The sequence below is a fragment of the Streptomyces sp. H27-D2 genome (assembly GCF_035828615.1).
GTDB lineage: Bacteria > Actinomycetota > Actinomycetes > Streptomycetales > Streptomycetaceae > Streptomyces.
The window spans coordinates 11597-30273 of sequence record NZ_JAYMZR010000056.1 but is presented as its reverse complement, the minus strand read 5'-3'; the positions used below and the strand labels follow the sequence as shown (position 1 = coordinate 30273).

Annotated in this window: 14 protein-coding genes and 2 pseudogenes; 8 read left to right on the top strand and 8 right to left on the bottom strand. The window is 71.5% G+C overall.

Features of this window, described 5'->3' with window-relative positions:
- Positions 1 to 92: 92 nt before the first annotated feature.
- Together QMK28_RS21105 and QMK28_RS21100 are read right to left on the bottom strand one after the other, a co-directional pair.
- On the bottom strand, positions 93 to 743 hold the full coding sequence (locus QMK28_RS21105) for a fasciclin domain-containing protein (protein WP_326440272.1): 651 nt from the start codon (positions 741 to 743) through the stop codon (positions 93 to 95).
- Positions 744 to 838: 95 nt separating this feature from the next.
- Positions 839 to 2662, bottom strand: a complete 1824-nt coding sequence (locus tag QMK28_RS21100; RefSeq protein WP_443050784.1) for a molybdopterin-dependent oxidoreductase — start codon at positions 2660 to 2662, stop codon at positions 839 to 841.
- A gap of 187 nt (positions 2663 to 2849) precedes the next feature.
- On the opposite strand from QMK28_RS21100, the gene QMK28_RS21095 reads away from it, so the two are divergent.
- The 4 genes from QMK28_RS21095 to QMK28_RS21080 are packed head-to-tail and all read left to right on the top strand — an operon-like array spanning position 2850 to position 7172.
- Positions 2850 to 4097, top strand: coding sequence for an NAD(P)/FAD-dependent oxidoreductase (locus tag QMK28_RS21095; RefSeq protein WP_326440266.1), 1248 nt, complete (start codon positions 2850 to 2852; stop codon positions 4095 to 4097).
- A gap of 26 nt (positions 4098 to 4123) precedes the next feature.
- Complete coding sequence (locus QMK28_RS21090) at positions 4124 to 4897, top strand: DUF1365 domain-containing protein (protein ID WP_326440263.1); 774 nt, start codon at positions 4124 to 4126, stop codon at positions 4895 to 4897.
- A 59-nt stretch (positions 4898 to 4956) separates the two neighbouring features.
- Positions 4957 to 6363, top strand: a complete 1407-nt coding sequence (locus QMK28_RS21085; protein ID WP_326440260.1) for a cyclopropane-fatty-acyl-phospholipid synthase family protein — start codon at positions 4957 to 4959, stop codon at positions 6361 to 6363.
- Between the two features lie 11 nt (positions 6364 to 6374).
- A complete protein-coding gene (locus QMK28_RS21080; protein WP_326440313.1) occupies positions 6375 to 7172 on the top strand; it encodes a DUF1295 domain-containing protein in 798 nt (265 codons plus the stop codon).
- Positions 7173 to 7304: 132 nt separating this feature from the next.
- Here QMK28_RS21080 and QMK28_RS21075 read toward each other — a convergent pair whose 3' ends face one another.
- From QMK28_RS21075 to QMK28_RS21055, 5 genes are all read right to left on the bottom strand, one after another.
- Entirely contained in the window at positions 7305 to 8060 is a 756-nt protein-coding gene (locus QMK28_RS21075) for an anti-sigma factor (protein ID WP_326440258.1), read from the bottom strand.
- Positions 8057 to 8641, bottom strand: coding sequence for a sigma-70 family RNA polymerase sigma factor (locus QMK28_RS21070; protein ID WP_326440256.1), 585 nt, complete (start codon positions 8639 to 8641; stop codon positions 8057 to 8059). Before QMK28_RS21070 ends, QMK28_RS21075 begins: the two co-directional genes overlap by 4 nt.
- 282 nt (positions 8642 to 8923) lie before the next feature.
- Complete coding sequence (locus QMK28_RS21065; protein ID WP_326440254.1) at positions 8924 to 9757, bottom strand: aldo/keto reductase; 834 nt, start codon at positions 9755 to 9757, stop codon at positions 8924 to 8926.
- Between the two features lie 139 nt (positions 9758 to 9896).
- Positions 9897 to 11720, bottom strand: a complete 1824-nt coding sequence (locus QMK28_RS21060; RefSeq protein ID WP_326440250.1) for an AMP-dependent synthetase/ligase — start codon at positions 11718 to 11720, stop codon at positions 9897 to 9899.
- A 297-nt stretch (positions 11721 to 12017) separates the two neighbouring features.
- A complete protein-coding gene (locus QMK28_RS21055; RefSeq protein WP_326440239.1) occupies positions 12018 to 12899 on the bottom strand; it encodes a LysR substrate-binding domain-containing protein in 882 nt (293 codons plus the stop codon).
- Positions 12900 to 12936: 37 nt separating this feature from the next.
- On the opposite strand from QMK28_RS21055, the pseudogene QMK28_RS21050 reads away from it, so the two are divergent.
- The 3 genes and pseudogenes from QMK28_RS21050 to QMK28_RS34345 all read left to right on the top strand — a co-directional run.
- Positions 12937 to 13290 (top strand): annotated as a pseudogene (locus QMK28_RS21050) (bile acid:sodium symporter); the annotation flags it as partial.
- A 57-nt stretch (positions 13291 to 13347) separates the two neighbouring features.
- Complete coding sequence (locus QMK28_RS21045; RefSeq protein WP_326440235.1) at positions 13348 to 14499, top strand: RNA-guided endonuclease InsQ/TnpB family protein; 1152 nt, start codon at positions 13348 to 13350, stop codon at positions 14497 to 14499.
- Between the two features lie 119 nt (positions 14500 to 14618).
- A pseudogene (locus tag QMK28_RS34345) lies at positions 14619 to 14750 on the top strand (bile acid:sodium symporter); the annotation flags it as partial.
- A gap of 208 nt (positions 14751 to 14958) precedes the next feature.
- On the opposite strand, the gene QMK28_RS21040 reads toward QMK28_RS34345, so the two are convergent.
- Entirely contained in the window at positions 14959 to 16878 is a 1920-nt protein-coding gene (locus QMK28_RS21040; RefSeq protein WP_326440232.1) for a sialidase family protein, read from the bottom strand.
- Between the two features lie 564 nt (positions 16879 to 17442).
- Between QMK28_RS21040 and QMK28_RS21035 the strand changes: the two genes are divergently transcribed.
- Positions 17443 to 18624 carry an ROK family transcriptional regulator gene (locus QMK28_RS21035; RefSeq protein WP_326440230.1) on the top strand — a complete coding sequence of 394 codons (1182 nt, stop codon included), beginning with the start codon at positions 17443 to 17445 and terminating at the stop codon, positions 18622 to 18624.
- Positions 18625 to 18677 lie beyond the last annotated feature (53 nt).

The following is an 18677-nucleotide window of genomic DNA, read 5'->3' as shown; positions in this document are numbered from 1 at the left end:
GGGCGTGTATCGGGTCGCGCCGAACGCACGGGCCCGACTGCCGCGACGGCCGTACCGTCCGTTTCTACTGCGGTGTCGACACCGCGGCGTCGTTACTTCGGCATCAGGACGGTGTCGATGAGGTGCACCGTCGCGTTCGAGGTCGGCACGTTGCCGCAGACGACCTTGGCCGAGTCGTTGACCATGTACGACTCACCCGAGCCGGAGGTGGTGAGCTTGCCCTTCTGGAGCGTGGTGTACGAACCGTCCGCGAGGCCCTTCGGCGCCTTCACTGTCTCGCCGACCACGTGGTAGGTCAGGATCTTGGTGAGGGTGGCCTTGTCGGCGAGGACCTTGTCCAGGTCGGCCTTCGGCATCTTGGCGAAGGCGTCGTTGGTCGGCGCGAACACCGTGATGCCCTTGGCGCTGTTCAGCGTGTCGACCAGACCGGCCTTCTTCACCGCGGTGACCAGCGTGGACAGGGCGGGGTTGTTCGACGCGGCGGTGGCGACCGGGTCGGTGGCCATGCCGTTGAAGCTGCCCTTGCCCGACTTCGGCACCGAGGCGCACCCGGGGCCGAACGGCTTCGACAGGTCGCTCGCGCCACTGGCCTCGGAGGGCTGCGACTCCTTCGACTTCGACGCCGACGACGAGGAGTCGGCCTTGCTGTCCTTGCTGTCGTCCGAACAGGCGGTCATCGCCAGCGGAAGAATGGCGACGGCGGCGACGGCGATGGTGGCGCGACGGATGCGAAGGCTGTTCATGGTGTGCTCCTAGCAGGATGGGCGTGTGGTGTTGCGGAAGTGATCTGGTGTTCCGGAAGTGGCCTGGGGTACTCCGGAGTGCGTCGTTGCTCGGGTCAGGTCACGTCGACCACCACCGAGTGCCAGCCGGTCGCGCCGTCGGGGACCGTCCCGACGCGCTTGTCCGTCTGGGTGTAGCCCTCGCGGTCGGTGGCCCGGACCTCGAGGTTGTGCGAGCCGGCGGTGGCGGGCCAGTCCCAGACCCACTGCCGCCAGGTGTCCGTGGTCGCTTCGTCGGCGAGCCGCGCGGTGTGCCACGCCCCGCCGTCGACCCGGACCTCGACGCGGTCGATGCCCTTGTGCTGCGCCCAGGCGACGCCTCCGACGGGCACGCTGCCCGCCTTCGGCGTCGAGAAGGGCTTGGGGGTGTCGATCCGCGACTGAGTCTTGATGGGGGCCTCTTTGGCCCAGCTCCGCTTGACCCAGTACGGGTCGTAGGAATCGAAGGTGGTCAGCTCCAGGTCCCGCAGCCACTTGCAGGCCGAGACGTAGCCGTACAGCCCCGGGACCAGCATCCGGACCGGGAAGCCGTGCGAGAACGGGAGCGGCTCGCCGTTCATGCCGACCGCGAGCATCGCGTCCCGGCCGTCCATGACCGCCTCGACCGGGGTCCCGATGGTCATGCCGTCCACGGAGCGCGCGACCAGCTGATCGGCCTTGCCACCCTTCGACGGCGGCTTCACCCCAGCCTCGCGGAGCAGATCCGCGAGCCGTACGCCGATCCACCGGGCAGTGCCCACGTAGGGCCCGCCGACCTGGTTGGAGACGCAGGTCAAGGTGATGTCGCGCTCGATCAGCTCCCGGCGCAGCAGGTCCTGGAAGTTCACGCTGACGTCCCTGGGAACGCCCTTGCCGTGAATCCGCAGCTTCCAGCCGGTCGCGTCGACGCGGGGCACCACCAGCGCGGTGTCCACCCGGTAGAAGTCGTGGTTGGAGGTCGTGAACGAGCTGACCCCGGCGGTCTTGAGATCGGAGCCGCGCGGGATGGCGGCGGCCCGTGAATCCGGGGCGGGGAGGGTGACGGCCTTGCGGGAGGCGGCTGCCTCGGCCCCGCTGGACGCGTTCAGGCGACGACCCAGTACGCCTGCGCCCGCCGAGGCAGCCGCGGCTGCGGTGGCCGCGATGACGAACCCACGCCGGTCGAAAGCGCCGGCGGCGGGCCGCGGTGCGGCCGGCTCTCCGTCCGGGCGCATGAAGGGAGCGCCGGGGGAGTGTTCGGAATCGGCCGCGAGGGGGCGCCCCGCGGCGGGTTCGGTGCTGGGAGCGGGTGCGGTGCTCGGAGTGGGGCCGGTGCTCGGATCGGGGTTCGGGCCGGGGGCCCGCGCCTCGTCCGCTTCCGGTGCCTCAGCCTGGGCCGACCAGGCGAGCCGGCCGGCCAGCAGGTACAGGACCCCGGCCGCGCCGACCGCCCCGACCGCCGAGGGCACCCAGTCCGCCCCGCCGCTGTCCGGGCGGCTCGCGGCGGCCAGCGCGCCGACGAGGCCGAAGAGCAGCACCCCGGCGGAGCAGGTCCGGCGGAAGCGGGGCGCGAGGGCTGCGAGGACCCCGATGAACATAGCGAATAGCGCGAGCACCGCGAGGATGCCCAGTTGCAGGACCAGCTTGTCGTTGTTCCCGAAGGTCCTGACCGCGTAGTCCTTCAGTTCGACCGGGGTGCGGTCGATGACCGCGCCGCCCACGGCCGTGATCGGGCTCGACTCGGGCCGCACGGCCGCCGAGACCAGCTCGGCACTCGCCAGCGCCGCGAAACCCGCGAGCAGTCCGCTGAGCGCGCCCAGGGCGCCGCGCAGCAGTCGTACGGAGGTCCGGCGGCGGCCCGGCGTGCTGCCGGGGGCCGCGCTCTCCGTTGTCGCTTCTCGGTCTTTGCTCACAACCGGCATTCGTCGCCCGCCGGTCGGCGGATTGGTCATTCACCCGATCGGATCAAAATTCGCTGTACGGAAAACTGATCGTCCTTCGGACCAATCCACGGCGGCCACGGCCTCGAATCAAGCGAAAGGGGCATGTGCCCGGAGCGTTTCGGGAGGGAGTTGCGTGGCGGTGGATCGGCATACGGATCGACGTCGGGTGGCCGTGGTCGGCAGCGGCGTGGCGGGGCTCACCGCCGCGTATGTGCTGCGTGATGCCTATGAGGTGGCGCTGTACGAGAAGGACGACCGGCTCGGCGGCCACGCGGACACCCACGATGTGCCGTCCGGCGACGGCCGGCTGCTCCAAGTGGACACCGGATTCATCGTCCACAACGAGCGGACCTATCCGCTTCTCCTTCGGCTTTTCTCCGAACTCGGTGTGGAAACCCAGGAATCAGAAATGAGCATGTCCGTGCGGTGCGACGGATGCGGTCTCGAATACGCGGGCGCGCGCGGCCCGAAAGGGCTATTCGCCCAACCGCGCAACGCGTTGCGCGGACGCTATCTGCGGTTGCTCGCGGAGGTGCCGGCCTTTCACCGGAACGCCCGCCGGCTGCTCGCCGCCGACGAGGGCGGGCACCGGACGCTGGGGGAGTTCCTCGCCGAGGGCCGCTACTCCGCGTACTTCGTCTCGCACTTCATGACACCGCTGGTCTCCGCCGTCTGGTCCTGCGCGCCCGGCACTGCGCTGCGCTACCCGGCCCGCTACCTCTTCAGCTTCCTGGAGCACCACGGGATGCTCGGCGTCAGCGGCTCGCCCACCTGGCGGACGGTGACCGGCGGCTCCCGCTCGTACGTCGAGTGCGTCGGCAAACAGCTCTCCGCGGTGCACACCTCCGCCCCGGTTCGCGCCGTCGAGCGCTACTCCGGCGGCGCGCGGATCGTCACCGAGGACGGCGCGACCCGGCACTACGACGCCGTCGTGCTGGCGGTCCACCCCGACCAGGCCCTGCGGCTGCTCGCCGACCCGACCGAGGCGGAGCGCGAGGTGCTGGGCGCGTTCGGCTACTCGCACAACCCCACCCTGCTGCACACCGACACCTCGGTGCTGCCCCGCAGCCCGCGGGCCCAGGCCTCCTGGAACTACCTGATGCCGGACTGCACGGCGTCCGCCGAGCGGGTCAGGGTCAGCTACGACATGACCCGGCTGCAACGGCTCGACGCCCCGGAGCGCTACCTCGTCACGCTCAACGCGGCCGACCTGATAGCCGAGGAGCGGGTGCTCGCCCGGATGACCTACGAACACCCCGTCTACACCCCGGAGTCGGTGGCCGCGCAGGCGCGGCTGCCGGAGCTGAGCGGCCCGGTGACCGCGTACGCCGGGGCGTACCACGGCTGGGGATTCCACGAGGACGGCTGCCGCTCCGGCGTCGCCGCCGCCCGCGCGCTGGGGGTGGAGTGGTGACGCCCGGCACGCCGATACCCCGTGCGGTGACGACCTCCGCGACCCTTGGGGCGGCACGCCCCGAGGGCCCCGCCCTGTACGCGTGCGTCGTCGCCCATGTCCGCAACCGCCCCACCCGCTACGCCTTCCGGCAGCGCACCTACATGTGGCTGGTCGACCTGGACTTCGGCCTCGACCACGGATCGGCGCTGCCCCGGCCGCTGCGCCCGCTCGCCCGCTTCGAGGCCCGCGACCACTTCGGCGGCGCCGCGCCCAGCATCCGGGCCGGCCTGGACCGCTATCTGCGCGCCCAGGACATCGACCTCGGCGGAGGCAAGGTGCGGATGCTCACCAACGCCCGCGTCCTGGGGCACGTCTTCAACCCACTGACCCTCTACTGGTGCCACGACCCGCTCGGCGCGCTCGTCTGCGTCGTCGCCGAAGTCCACAACACGTACGGCGAGCGGCACTGCTATCTGCTGCGCACCGACGAACGGGGCCGGGGCAGCGCCCACAAGGCGTTCTACGTCTCGCCCTTCTTCCCGGTCGACGGCCAGTACCGGATGCGGCTGCCCGAGCCCGGCGCCCGACTCGACCTGACGATCCATCTGGAACGGGAGGGCGGGCGCCCGTTCACGGCGACCGTCCGGGGCGAGCGCCGGCCGGCCGGTCCGCTCGGTCTGCTCCGCGCGGCGGCCCGGCACCCCTGGCCCACCCTCGCCGTCTCGATCGGCATCCGGCTGCACGGCATCCGGTTGTTCCTGCGCGGACTGCCCGTGCAGCCGCGCCCCCGTCACCGTGATCAGGAGGGTTTGAGTTGAGCCTGTCTGTGCCTTCTTCCTACTCGTCGTATGCGTCGGATTCGTCGCGGCGAGCCGTCATGGTGGACCCCCGGCAGTGGCCCGACGTCGCGGCCCTGCCGCGCTGTTCACCGGCGCGCGTCGCCATCGCCGAGTTCCTGGTGCGCCGGGCGCTGGCCCGACTGCCGTTGCGGGTACGGCTGCACGGCTCACCGCCGCGAGGCAGGCGCACCGCAGGCACCGCAGGCAGCGCCGTAACCGCCGCGCCGGCCCCGGTCCCCGAGACGCTCGGCCTCGGCGGTCCGCTGCTCGACGTCCATGACCCCGACGCGTTCTTCCGCCGAATCGCGGCCGGCGGCCTCATCGGCTTCGGCGAGTCGTACATGGCCCGCGAGTGGGAGGCCGTCGACCTGGTGGGCGTGCTCAGTGTGCTCGCCGAGAATGTCTCGACCCTCGTCCCGCCAGCCCTGCAACGGCTGCGCGGAGCCTGGGCGCGCAGGCAGCCCGACACTCAGCGCAACACCCTCGAAGGCTCGCGCGACAACATCCAGCGGCACTACGACCTGTCCAACGACCTCTTCGCGCTGTTCCTCGACGAGACCATGTCCTACTCCGCCGCCCTCTTCCGCGGCTTCCCCGCCGACTTCTCCCTGATGCCCGCCGCCCAGCACCGCAAGATCGACCGGCTGCTGGACCAGGCGGGCGTCGGCGCTGGCACCCGGCTGCTGGAGATCGGCACCGGATGGGGCGAGTTGGCGCTGCGGGCCGCCGAACGCGGTGCCGAGGTCGTGACCGTGACGCTCTCTCAGGAGCAGCGCGACCTCGCCGAGCGGCGCGTCCGGGACGCGGGTCTCGCGGACCGGGTGACGGTGCTGATCCGCGACTACCGACAGCTCACCGGCTCGTACGACGCGGTGGTGAGCGTTGAGATGATCGAGGCCGTCGGTGAGGAGTACTGGCCCGTCTACTTCACCGCCCTGGAGAAACTCCTCGCCCCCGGCGGCCGGATCGCCCTCCAGGCCATCACCATGCCGCACGAGCGGATGACGGCCTCCAAGAACACCTTCACCTGGATCCAGAAGTACATCTTCCCCGGCGGCCTGCTGCCGTCCGTCCAGGCCATCGCCGACATCACCGAGCGGCGCACCGGGCTGCGGATCGTCCAACGGGACGCCTACGGGCCGCACTACGCCGAAACCCTGCGACTCTGGCGGGAACGGTTCGCCGAGCGCTCCACCGAGGTCTCGGCGCTCGGCTTCGACGACACCTTCCAGCGCCTGTGGACCTTCTACCTCGCCTACTCCGAAGCGGGCTTCCGCTCCCGCTATCTCGATGTGCAGCAACTGACCCTGGCCCACGCACCGGCCCACGCACCGGCCCACGCACCGAACCGTGAGCCGTCCCACGCCCCGACCCACGCCCCGACCCACGCCCCGACCCACGCCCCGACCCACGCCCCGACCCACGACCAGGAGGCCGGCCGATGACCGGCGCAGCGGTGAACGGCTTCCCCTGGGGCGACTTCGCGCTCAATCTGGCCGCTGCCGCGGGCGCCGCCTTCGCGGTCATGCTCATCACCTTCGCCGTCGCGCTGGCCAAGGGCCTGCACCGCGTCGTGGACGTGGCCTGGGGCCTCGGGTTCGCGGCCGTCGCGCTCGTCTCGTACGCCATCTCGGCCGGGCACGGCGACGACGCCCGGCGGCTGCTGATCACCGTCCTGACCTGCCTCTGGGGCCTGCGGCTGGCCGGGCACATCGCCCGGCGGGGGCGCGGCCACGGCGAGGACCCGCGCTACGACCAGCTATTGGCCAAGGCCCCCGGCAACCGCGACGCCTACGCGCTGCGCATCGTGTACCTGCTGCAAGGGGCCTTGGTCTGGCTGGTGTCCCTGCCAGTGCAGGCGGCGAACTACGTACCCGGAGAGATGAGTTGGGTCGCGCTGCTGGGCTGCGCGCTGTGGATCGTCGGGCTGTTCTTCGAAGGCGTCGGTGACTTCCAACTCGCCCGCTTCAGGGCCGATCCGGCCAGCAAGGGCCGGATCATGGACCGGGGCCTGTGGAGCTGGACCCGGCACCCCAATTACTTCGGCGACTTCTGCGTCTGGTGGGGCCTGTTCCTGATCGCCTGCGACCACTGGGCCGCGCTGGTCACCGTCGTCGGTCCGCTCGTCATGAGCTATCTGCTGATCAACGGCAGCGGCAAGCGCATCCTGGAGCGCCATATGCAAGGGCGGCCGGGCTACGCCGAGTACGCGGCCCGTACCAGCGGCTTCTTCCCGAGGCCGCCGGGCAGGTGAGGGCGGGCAGGTGAGGGCGGGGCGGGCCCGGCCCTCACCCGCAGGTCCAGAAAGTGCCGTACGCCCCTGCGGAGCCCCGTATCCGGGGCTCCGCACTCGCCACTCCGCACTCGCCACCCGCCGACGCGTCGTTCAGGCCGGGAAGTCCATCAGCGCCAGCGGATCGGAGGTCGGCTGCGTAGAGCCGCCCGCCGGTTCGACCGTGACGCCCATGCCCGACGACGCGTCGACCGCGCCGCTCAGCACCACCGCCTTGTCACCGGCCGCAGCGTTCATCAGGCCCGCCGACCGCATCTTGCCGCCGTCGTTGAACCACAGTTGGTACACCTTGTCGCCGGGCAGCGAGGGCATGCCGGAGGCGAGGAACGCGGCCTTGTTCTGGCTCCGGGAGACCACGACGGTGCCGCTCGCGCCGTTGCCTATGGCGGCGGTCGCCGTCCTGGCGTCCGGTGCGGCCAGCACTCGCGCGAGTGAATCGGCCTGCTGCTCGGCGCGCTGCGCCTGGTCGCGGGCGTCCTGTGCCTCCTGGTGCTGCCAGACGGCGACGCCGCCCAGCGCCACGGCCCCGGCCAGGCAGGCGGCCAGTACGAACCTCGGCAGCCGGCGCATCCGGTGGCTCCTCGGGCCGCCGGCCCGGCCCTCCCGTGCCACCTTCGGCGGCTCCTGGCGGACCGTCGCGACGCGGCGCAGCACCGCGTCGCGCATCTCGGGCGGCGGTACCACGGATACGGCGAGTCCCAGGCGTTCGGCGGTCGCGCGCAGTTCGGCGACCTCCCGCTCGCACGGCTCGCATGCGGACAGGTGCCGTTCGAACTCCTCGCGTTCCCCGGGCGGCAGCCCGTGGACGGCGTAGGCGCCCGTCAGCGTGTGCAGATCGGCGATGGTCATACGCTCACCCCCAGGCAGTCGCGGAGCCGGATGAGGCCGTCACGGAGCCGTGTCTTCACGGTTCCCAACGGCAAGGCGAGCAATTCGGCGACTTCCCGGTACGTGAAGCCCCGGTAATAGGCGAGTGTCACCGACTGCCTTTGGAGTTCGGTCAGGCCCCGCATGCAGCGGCGTACCTGTTCCCGTTCCAGCCTGGCCTCCACCTGCTCGACGACCTCGTCGAAGGCGGGCGTCTGGTCGAGCAGAGCGGCCTTGTGCTCACGGTCGGCCGACGCCTGGGAGGACCGGACCCGGTCCACGGCCCGGCGGTGGCCGAGCGTCATCACCCACGTCATGGCGCTGCCGCGGGCGGGCTGGAAGCGGGCGGCCGTCCGCCAGACCTCCACCAGCACTTCCTGGGCGACCTCCTCGGACTGCGCCGGATCGCGCAGCACACTGCGGACGAGTCCCAGCAGCGGGCCGGAGACCGCGTCGTAGACCCGGCTGAAGGCGTCCTGGTCACCGCGCGCCACCCGGACCAGCAGCTCCTGCAGGTCGGGTTCGGGCTCGGCAGCCTCGTCGAGGCGCACGGCTACCCTCATCTGTTCCTCCGAGCTGCGAAGTGACCCAACGGATGCGGGTCCCGCCTTTTATTCGTCGCCGGACGGGAAGCGGATTGGTCCGGGACGCGGAAATCACCGGATGATACCCCCGTGCCATGGACGGAAGGCCGCGCCGACACCCCGTACGGCCGCGCCGCCATCCCCGTACGGCATCCCCGTACGGCACGGAACGCGGCGCGCCGCCGCCCGGTCGGCGGACCGGACGGCGGCGCTGGTGTGCTGCTCCGCCGGTGGCGGGTGCAGCGGGGGTGGTGCGGCGGGTCAGGAGCCGTCGAAGGCGTCCGGGTCCGGGCCGAGGCGAGTGCCCGAGTCCAGGGCGGCGATCGAGGCCAGGTCGGCGTCGTCCAGCTCGAAGCCGAACACGTCGAAGTTCTCCTTGATCCGGGAGGGGGTCACGGACTTGGGGATCACGACGTTGCCGAGCTGGAGGTGCCAGCGCAGGACGACCTGCGCGGCGGTACGGCCGTGCTTCTGCGCGATCGCGCCGATCTTCGGCTCGTCCAGCAGGCCCTTGCCCTGGCCGAGCGGGGACCACGCCTCGGTGGCGATGCCGTGCCGCGCGCCGAAGGCCCGCACCTCTACCTGCTGGAGCTGCGGGTGCAGTTCCACCTGGTTGACGGCCGGGACGACAGAACCTTCGTCGATCAGCCGCTGGAGGTGCGCGGGCTGGAAGTTGGAGACGCCGATGGCCTTGGCGCGGCCGTCCGCGTATATCTTCTCGAACGCCTTCCAGGTGTCCAGGTAGGTACCCGCGGCGGCGATCGGCCAGTGGATCAGGTAGAGGTCCACATGGTCGAGGTTGAGCTTGGCGAGCGAGGCGTCGAAGGCGCTGAGCGTGGACTCGTAGCCCTGCTCGGAGTTCCAGAGCTTCGTCGTCACGAACAGCTCTTCGCGCGGCAGACCCGAGGCGGCGAGCGCCTTCCCCGTGCCCTCCTCGTTGCCGTAGATCGCGGCGGTGTCGATGCTGCGGTAGCCGGCCTCCAGCGCGGTGCTGACGGCGGTGGCCGCCTCGTCGTCCGGCACCTGCCAGACGCCGTAACCGAGCTGCGGCATCTTGACGCCGTTGTTGAGGGTGATGGTGGGGACATCGCTCACGAGCAATCGGTCCTAACGTCGACGTTTCGATACACCGGCGACAACGATCTTCAGCGGCCGCGCATTCCCGCCGCCGCCGGATTCCTGTCCGCCGTGCCCTGCCCGCTCCGCAGGCCGGCCGGCGGCGGGCAGGCGCGGCTCACCGGTGGTAGAGCGCCGCGATCTCGGCCGAGTACGTCTGCTCGATCGCCTTCCGCTTGAGCTTCAGGGAGGGGGTGAGCAGCCCGTGCTCCTCGGAGAACTGCGCGGCCAGTATCCGGAAGGTGCGGATCGACTCGGGCTGCGAGACCAGCGTGTTGGCGGCCACCACCGCCCGCCGGATCTCGGTCTCCAGATCCGGGTCCCGCACGAGTTCGCCGGGCGGCATCTCGGGCTTGCCGCGCATCGTCAGCCAGTGCTTGACGGCCTCGGGGTCCAGGGTGACCAGCGCCGCGATGTACGGCCGGTCGTTGCCGACCACGACGCACTGCGCGACCAGCGGATGCGCCCTGACCCGCTCCTCCAGCGCGATCGGGGACACGCTCTTGCCCCCGGAGGTCACCAGGATCTCCTTCTTGCGTCCGGTGATGCTCAGATAGCCGTCGTCGTCGAGCGCCCCCAGGTCGCCGGTGGCCAGCCAGCCCTGCCGCAGCGTCGCGTCCGTGGCTCTGCGGTCGTTGAGGTAGCCGGAGAAGATCTGCCCTCCGTGCACCCAGATCTCGCCGTCCTCCGCGATGTGCACGGTGGTGCCGGGGATCGGCTGCCCGACGGTGCCGAAGCGGGTCTGCTCGGGCGGGTTGGCGGTGACGGCGGCGGTGGACTCGGTCAGTCCGTACCCCTCGTAGATCGTCACTCCCGCACCCGCGAAGAACAGCCCGAGCCGCCGCTCCATCGCCGAGCCGCCGGACATCGCGTGCCGGCAGCGACCGCCCATCGCGTCCCGCACCTTGCCGTAGACCAGCTTGTCGAACAGCTGGTGCTGCATGCGCAGCGAGGCGCTGGGGCCGGGCGCGGTGCCGAACGCCTTGTGCTCCATCGCCTCGGCGTAGCGCACCGCGATGTCCACGGCCTTGTCGAAGGCGCCCAGTTTGCCTTCGGTCTCGGCTTTGCGGCGGGCCGCTTGGAAGACCTTCTCGAAGATGTACGGCACCGCGAGGATGAAGGTCGGCCGGAACGTCTTGAGGTCGGGCAGCAGCGCGGCGGCGGTCAGGTTCGGCTGGTGGCCGAGCTTGACCCGGCCGCGGATCGCCGCGATCTGCACCATCCGTCCGAAGACGTGCGCGAGCGGCAGGAAGAGCAGCGTGGTCGCCTCGTCGCCGGGCCGGGAGTGGAAGACCCGCTCGTAGCGCGCCAGGATGTTGTCGGTTTCCGCCATGAAGTTGGCGTGGCTGATCACGCAGCCCTTGGGGCGGCCGGTGGTGCCCGAGGTGTAGATCATGGTGGCCGCGCCGTCCGGGGTGACGGCGAGCCGGTGCCGGTGCACCACCTCGTCGTCGATGTGCTCGCCCGCCTCGGTCAGCTCGCCCATCGCGTCCGCGTCGAGCTGCCACAGCCGGGACAGCTGCGGAAGCCGGTCGATCACCGAGCCGATGGTCATCGCGTGGTCCTCGTGCTCGACCAGGCAGGCCGAGACGCCCGAGTCGAAGAGCATCCAGAAGACCTGCTCGGCCGAGGACGTCGGGTAGACCGGCACCGACTGGGCGCCGATCGACCACAGCGCGAAGTCGAAGACCGTCCACTCGTAGCGGGTGCGCGACATGATCGCGACGCGGTCGCCGAACCGGATGCCCTGGGCGAGCAGCCCCTTGGCCAGCGCCAGCACGTCGTCCCGGAACCCGGCCGCCGTCACGTCCTGCCATACGCCGTCGACCTTGCGGCCGAGCGCCACCCGGTCCGGTGCTTCGCCGGCGTGGTCGAACACGGCGTCCGCAAGTCCTCCGACCTGGGGCGCCGTCGCCAAGGGTGGAACGGTGAACTCGCGCACGGACTCGCTCCTAGAAGTGCCCCGCAGGTACTGGCAATACCGCGAGACCTAAGCCATTAAGCCAGGGACAGCCGCTCGGTGACGGGCCGACCTGAACCGGCCGGCCGCAGCCGGGCCCAGCGCCGCGACCGTATCCGATCCCCGGAGGGACCGGGAGGGGGCTCACCGTGCGCCATCTGTGCTGGTCGCCGGTCGAAAACGGGCTACTTCGGCGGACGCCGGGCGCGCCGCCGCCCGCCGGGTCGCGGCACCCGCGCCGTTTCTGCACCGAATCTCTCCGAGGCGGGCACCGCCGCTTTACGGCCGGTTTACGACCGGCCGGTGCAGCCGGTCGCCGCCCGCCAGGATCGCGGCGGCCAGCGCGTCGGCCGGGCTCCCCGCGGGCCGGCCGCCGTTCCCGCCGCTCTCGCCGCCGTCCCGGCCGCCGCTCCCGCGCGTCTCGCCGGTGCCTCGCGCCCCACCGCCCCCGCGCGCCCCGCCGGTGCCGCCCGCGCCGCCGTGCAGCAGGACGAAGTCCACCGGGCCCAGCTCCGGCAGCCCGACCCGGTCCGGGACGCGCACCAGACCGGGCGGGATCATGCCGCGGGTGTGCGCCATGACCCCCAGCCCCGCGCGCGCCGCCGCCACCAGCCCGCTCAGGCTGCCGCTGGTGCAGGTGATCCGCCACGCCCTGCCGTGCGCCTCCAGGACCTCCAGCGCGCGGGCGCGGGTGATCCCCGGCGGCGGGAAGAGGATGAGCGGCAACGGGCGCTCCGGATCGATCCGCAGCCGCTCGCCGCCGATCCAGACCAGCTTGCCCCGCCAGACCAGCCGGCCGTGGGTGTCCTGGGCCCGGCGCTTGGCGAGCACCAGATCCAGCCGTCCGGCGGCCAGCCGCTCGTGCAGCGTGCCCGAGAGATCGACGGTCAGCTCCAGGTCGACCTCGGGATGATCACTCCGGAAGCCCTCCAGGATCTCCGGCAGCCGGGTCAGCACGAAGTCCTCGGAGGCCCCGAACCGCAGCCGCCCGCGCAGCCGGGTCCCCGCGAACCAACCCGCCGCCCGCTCGTTCGCCTCCAGGATCGACCGGGCGAAACCGAGCATCGCCTCGCCGTCCTCGGTCAGCTCCACGCTGTGCGTATCGCGGGTGAACAGCTGCCGCCCGGCCGCCGCCTCCAGCTTGCGCACCTGCTGGCTCACCGTGGACTGCCGCAGGCCCAGCCGATGGGCGGCCTGCGTGAAACTCAGGGTCTACACGGCCTTCAGCGTGGGCATGGTCCAGGGCGTCTGGCACCAGATCACCCCGCTGCGACTGCTGGCCCTGATGGGCGTCGAGGCGCTGCTGCTCGCCGCGATGCTCACGCTCAGCTCCTACGGGGCGCGACGGCTCGGCTTCAACCGCGAGGACCGCGTCGCCATCGTCTTCGCGGGCTCGAAGAAGAGCCTCGCGGCCGGACTGCCCATGGCTACGGTGCTGTTCGGTACGGGGGCGAGCCTGGCTCTGTTGCCGCTGATGCTGTTTCACCGGACTCCTTACGAGGATGCCCCGTCCTTCAGGGCGGAGAGGAGTCACATCCCAGTACTGCTCTGACGTGCGGGTACGCACGGATCTGGTCGCATTGTCAGTGCCTCACGCTACGTTGGGCGGGTGAAGTTGGTGGTGCAGGTGAAGCTGTTGCCGTCGCCCGGGCAGGCGGCGGCACTTGAGGCGACCCTGCATGCGTGTAATCGGGCGGCCGACCGGGCCTCGGCTGTGGCGTTCGCCAGGGGTGCCAGGTCCCGCAATGACTTGCAGAAGCTCGTGTACGGCGAGTTGAAGGCTGATTTCGGGCTCGGTGCGCAGGCGGCGGTCCGTACGGTCAAGAAGGTCGTGGACGCTTATACGACCCTGAGGGCGAACGTGCGGGCGGGGAACCTGACGGGCGGGCGGAAGGTGAAGGCGGAGTCCAAGCCCCTCGCGTTCCGTCCCCATGCCGCGCAGCCGTTCGACGACCGGATCCTGTCCTGGCAGCACGATGCCGCAACGGTGTCGGTCTGGACTGTGAGCGGGCGGCTGCGCGGTATCCGCTTCGTGGGGCATCCGGATCAGCTCAAGACGCTGCGCGCGTTCCGTCAGGGCGAAACCGACCTGGTGCGCCGGGACGGGATGTGGTTCCTGGTCGCGGTGTGCGAAGTACCTGAGGAGCCGCTCAACACCGAGCCGGATGGCTGGATCGGTGTGGACCGGGGCATCGTGAACCTGGCCACTACCTCGGACGGTGCGAACTTCTGCGGCCGTCGTCTGGCCCGGTACCGGCGTTGGCAGGCCCGCAAGCGGGCTGAGTTGCAGGCCAAGCGGACCCGCAGCGCGAAGCGGCGTGCCAAGCGCCGCGCCAGGCGTGAGCAGCGGCACGCCGCGCAGCAGAATCACCGGATCAGCAAGGAGATTGTGGCCGTCACGAAACGCACCGGTCGTGGGATCGCACTCGAAGATCTGAGTGGGATTCGCGAGCGGGTACGGTCTCGCCGCGACCAGCGGGCCGCTCTCTCCTCCTGGCCGTTCCACCAGCTCGAAGAGCACCTTCGGTACAAGGCCCGGCGGGCCGGGGTGCCGGTCGTGAGGGTGGATGCGGCCTACACCTCCCAAATGTGTCCGCGCTGCGGGCACACCGCGAAGAACAACCGTCCCACCCGGGACGCCTTCCTGTGTCGTCGGTGCGGGCTCGCTGGCCCCGCCGATGTCGTCGCCGCCGTCAACGTGCGCGAGCGCGGACGGCGAGCGTGGGTTCTTGTCAACGGACCCGTACCACCAGGGACTTAACCTCCCTGCTGTTGGTAGATACGACCCGTGACCGCCCCGTCGTAGGGGGCAGTCGGGAGCGCGACGAGGCTTAAAGGACCGAGCCGACAAGCTCGGTCCTTTAGGGCCGAGAAGTTGACCAGATGCAGTTGATGGTCTGTGCGGTGATCGCGAAGCGGCGGTCGCGTGACGGGCTTGCCCATGGCGGCTCGGGTGGGGTCGTGTCGGAACCGGAGGCCGTCGCGGCCGGGGCGGGTGCGCTGGCGCGGTGAGCGCGATGTTTTGACCGGTCCGCCGAGTGGAGGGGTGTCCTCAATCGCCGGACAGGCTTAAATTTGCCTGTCCGCCGCTCCGAAGGGGACTCATGAGGGTGGCCGGCGCGGCGCGTCCCGGCGGCGGCGTACGAGGCGGCGGCGTACGAGGCGGCGGCGCCGGCCCGGAACTGTCACCCGGTCGGGCACCGCCACCCGGCGCAAGCCGTCACCCGGCGGGGCGTACCCGGTCCAGCGGGAGGGACAGCACGGGCCGCCCGGTCGCCATGTCGCGCTCGCGGAGCCGGTCGAGTTCGGCGTCGGACAGTGCGCGGTCGTATACCCGCACCTCGTCGAGCGCGCCGCTCAGATGCGCCCTGCTGTCCGGCTTCTGCCCCACGTGGACGCCGAAGGTCGAGTTCCGGCTGACACTGCCCGGCACATCCGGGGTGGATACGGAGACGCCGTCGACGGTCAGCGTGAGCTGCCCGCCGCCGCGCCGCAGCGCCGCGTGGTGCCACTGCCCGTCGTTGTACGCGCGGTCGGTGCGGACCGAAGCGGAAGCGGCCGGGCTGCCTCCGTCCAGCGTGGTGATGAGCCCCATGACACGCCGCCCCGTGGGGTCGCCACGCAGCCAGACCTGCGGGTTCTTGGAACCGACCCCGCCCATCCAGAGGAACGGCTGCTCACCGCCCTCCGCGCTGTAGCGGAACCACAGGCTCGCGGTGAAATCGCGGCTGCCCAGCGGGAGCGAGCTCCGGTGGGGCAGTCGTACGGCGTCGTCGGCGCCGTCGAACTCCAGGGCGCGGCCGAACCGGCCGGAGGTCGCCACCGGGCCGCCGAGCACCAGGCCGTCGCGGGCGCCCGGCGTGCGGTCGTCGGTGGTCGGGTCAGGGCCGCGGCGCGGGCCCAGCCAGTCGCCGGTGAAGCGCGCGAACCGGATCTCGTCGCGAGCGTCGACCGCGCCGCCCTCGTACAGCAGGCCGACCGTGCCGCCGTGCGCGGCTGTTCCGCCCGCTCCCGGCTCGTCCGGGGCGGCCGAGCCCGAGTCGCCCGCGCCGGTGCTGATGGCGGCCATGTCGGAGTAGCCGGACCAGTCGGCGGTCACGGTCCGCCCCCGGTCGACGCTCTCCCAGGTGCGGCCCTGGTCGTAGGAGGAACGGATCGTCATGGTGCGCCGCCGGTCGGGGTCGGCGGGGGCCGCGAACAGCATCCGGCCGGGCAGCCGCAGGAGCGAGCCCTGGACCATCGGGGTGTACAGATCCGGAATGGCCTGGAAGGGCGCGGTGAAGGTCTGCCCGCCGTCGTGGCTGACCGCGTGGTCACGGTGGCCGAGGTCGGTGCCGTCCTGCTCGCGCCCGTTGACGTAGACCGAGCCGTCCGAGCGCTCGGTCAGGGCCATCTCCGAGGGCTTCTGCCGGAATGTGCCGTCCGGGGCGACCAGGTGGGTGTCGACCGCGCCGACGCGCCAGTCACGGCCGCCGTCGTCGCTGTGCACGAGGGCCGCGTGGTTGGCGGTTATCCGCGAGCCCTCGTAGCTCTCGGCGTTGACGCCGAAGACGAGCCGGCCGGCGCGCGGGCCCCGGGTCAGCTGGATGCCGTGCAGGGGGCCGGTGGCGTACCAGGAGTTCCAGTCGGCCGGCCGGATCGAGTCGGTCAGGTCGCGGGGCGCCGACCAGCCCGCGCCGTCGTCGTCGCTGTACTGGAGGTGCGGCATCCGGTCGCAGGGCACGTCGCAGTTCTGCGCGTCGTCGCGGCCCCGGTTGTACGTGGAGGCGAGCAGGATGCGGCCGGTGCGCCGGTCCACGAGGGGCGCGGGGTTGCCGTGCGTGTCGCCGCGGCCCTCGTCGACGACCTGGAGCGGTCCCCAGGTCCGGCCGCCGTCGGCCGACCGTTTGAGCACCAGATCGATGTCACCGGCGTCGCCGCAGTTGTCCACCCGGCCCTCGGCGAAGGCGAGCAGGGTGCCGCGGACCGACTCGACGATGGCCGGGATGCGGAAGCACGCGTAGCCCTGCTCGGAGGCCGCCTTGAAGAGAACCCGCTGCTCGAAACCGGTACGGGCGGGGAGTAGTGCGAGAGCCGCCGCGGCGGCCAGAACGACGCCGCGGCGCCACCGTCTGACGGGTGCTCGGAGATCCAATGCCATGTCCCCCACTTTCCGCACGATCAGAGCGATCAGCGCGATCAGAGTGACCAGAACGACAATATGGACATCCCATGTCCGATGTCCGGTGGGCAGAAGCTACGCGCCAGGCCCTCCACTCACAAGAACCACACGGGTCTGGTTGTCACTCTTCTTGGCTGCGGCTTCACGATCGGCCCCGGTGGACTGTGGGGGCGGCCGGCCGCGGCCGGCGCCACGCCCGCCGGCGTCGGGGCGCTCGAAGAGCTGTGCGCCGGTACTGCGCGCCGGTCGCCCGGCGGCGGGGTGCTGGGCGACCGGCTGGGGGATCGTCAGGGCCGCGCCGATCGGCCCGTACCGCCCCGTACGGCCGCCGTGCTGCCCCCGCACCGCCCTCGGGCCCGCCTTTGTCCTCGATCAGGAGAAAGTCCGCACTGATTCGCTCCAAACTTCTTCCCAGTCCCGGCGGCCACTGCTACGTTCCCCGTGAAAGCCCGGCGTGGCGCGTTTCGCGCTCGTCGGGGAGTGAGGCGGGTGGCCGCGGTTCCCCATGCCGACGGCCAGGGGAGGGAGGGGCGCGTGAGACGCATGACTGCTCGACCCGCGAACACGCATCAGGCACGACTTCTGCACCTGTTGCGTGACGGTGGCCCCAATTCCCGTGCCCAACTGGGGGATCAGGTCGATCTCTCGCGGTCGAAGCTGGCCGTCGAGGTGGACCGGCTGCTGGACACCGGGCTGGTCGTCGCGGACGGGCTCGCCGCCTCGCGCGGCGGACGTCGCTCGCACAACATCCGGCTCGCGCCGACGCTGCGCTTCCTCGGCGTCGACATCGGCGCCACATCGGTCGATGTGGCCGTCACCAACGCCGAGTTGGAGGTCTTCGGGCATCTCACCCAGCCGATGGACGTACGCGAGGGCCCCGTCGCGGTCTTCGAGCAAGTACTCGCCATGGCAGCCAAGTTGCGGGACTCCGGCGTGGCCGACGCGCTCGACGGCGCGGGCATCGGCGTGCCGGGCCCGGTCCGTTTCCCCGAAGGAATCCCCGTCGCCCCGCCGATTATGCCGGGTTGGGACGGCTTCCCGGTGCGCGAGGCGCTCAGCCAGGAACTCGGCTGCCCCGTGATGGTCGACAACGACGTGAATCTGATGGCCATGGGGGAGCAGCACGCGGGCGTCGCCCGGTCCGTGCAGGACTTCCTCTGCGTCAAGATCGGCACCGGCATCGGCTGCGGCATCGTGGTCGGCGGCCAAGTCTACCGCGGCACCACCGGCAGCGCGGGCGACATCGGGCACATCCAGGTCGAGCCCGAGGGCCGCCCCTGCGCGTGCGGCAACCGGGGCTGCCTGGAAGCGTACTTCGGCGGATCGGCGCTCGCCCGTGACGCGGAGGCCGCCGCCGTGAACGGGCAGTCGCCCGAACTGGCCGCCATCCTCGAATCCGCCGGCCGGCTGGCCGCCTCCGACGTCGCCTCGGCCGCCGCGGCCGGGGACCCGGCGGCCCTGGACCTGATCCGCGCGGGCGGCGCCCGCACCGGCCAGGTCATCGCCGGTCTCGTCAGCTTCTTCAACCCCGGCCTGGTGGTGATCGGCGGCGGGGTGACCGGCCTCGGCCACACGCTGCTCGCCAGCATCCGCACCCAGGTCTACCGCCAGTCCCTCCCCTTGGCCACCGGCAATCTCCCCATAGTCCTGGGTGAACTCGGCTCCGCCGCAGGCGTCATCGGCGCGGCCCGCCTGATCAGCGACCACCTGTTCTCCCCCGCCTGAACGGCGCCACCGCACCCGTATCCGCACGCGTGTAACGGCCCGCGCCCAACCCG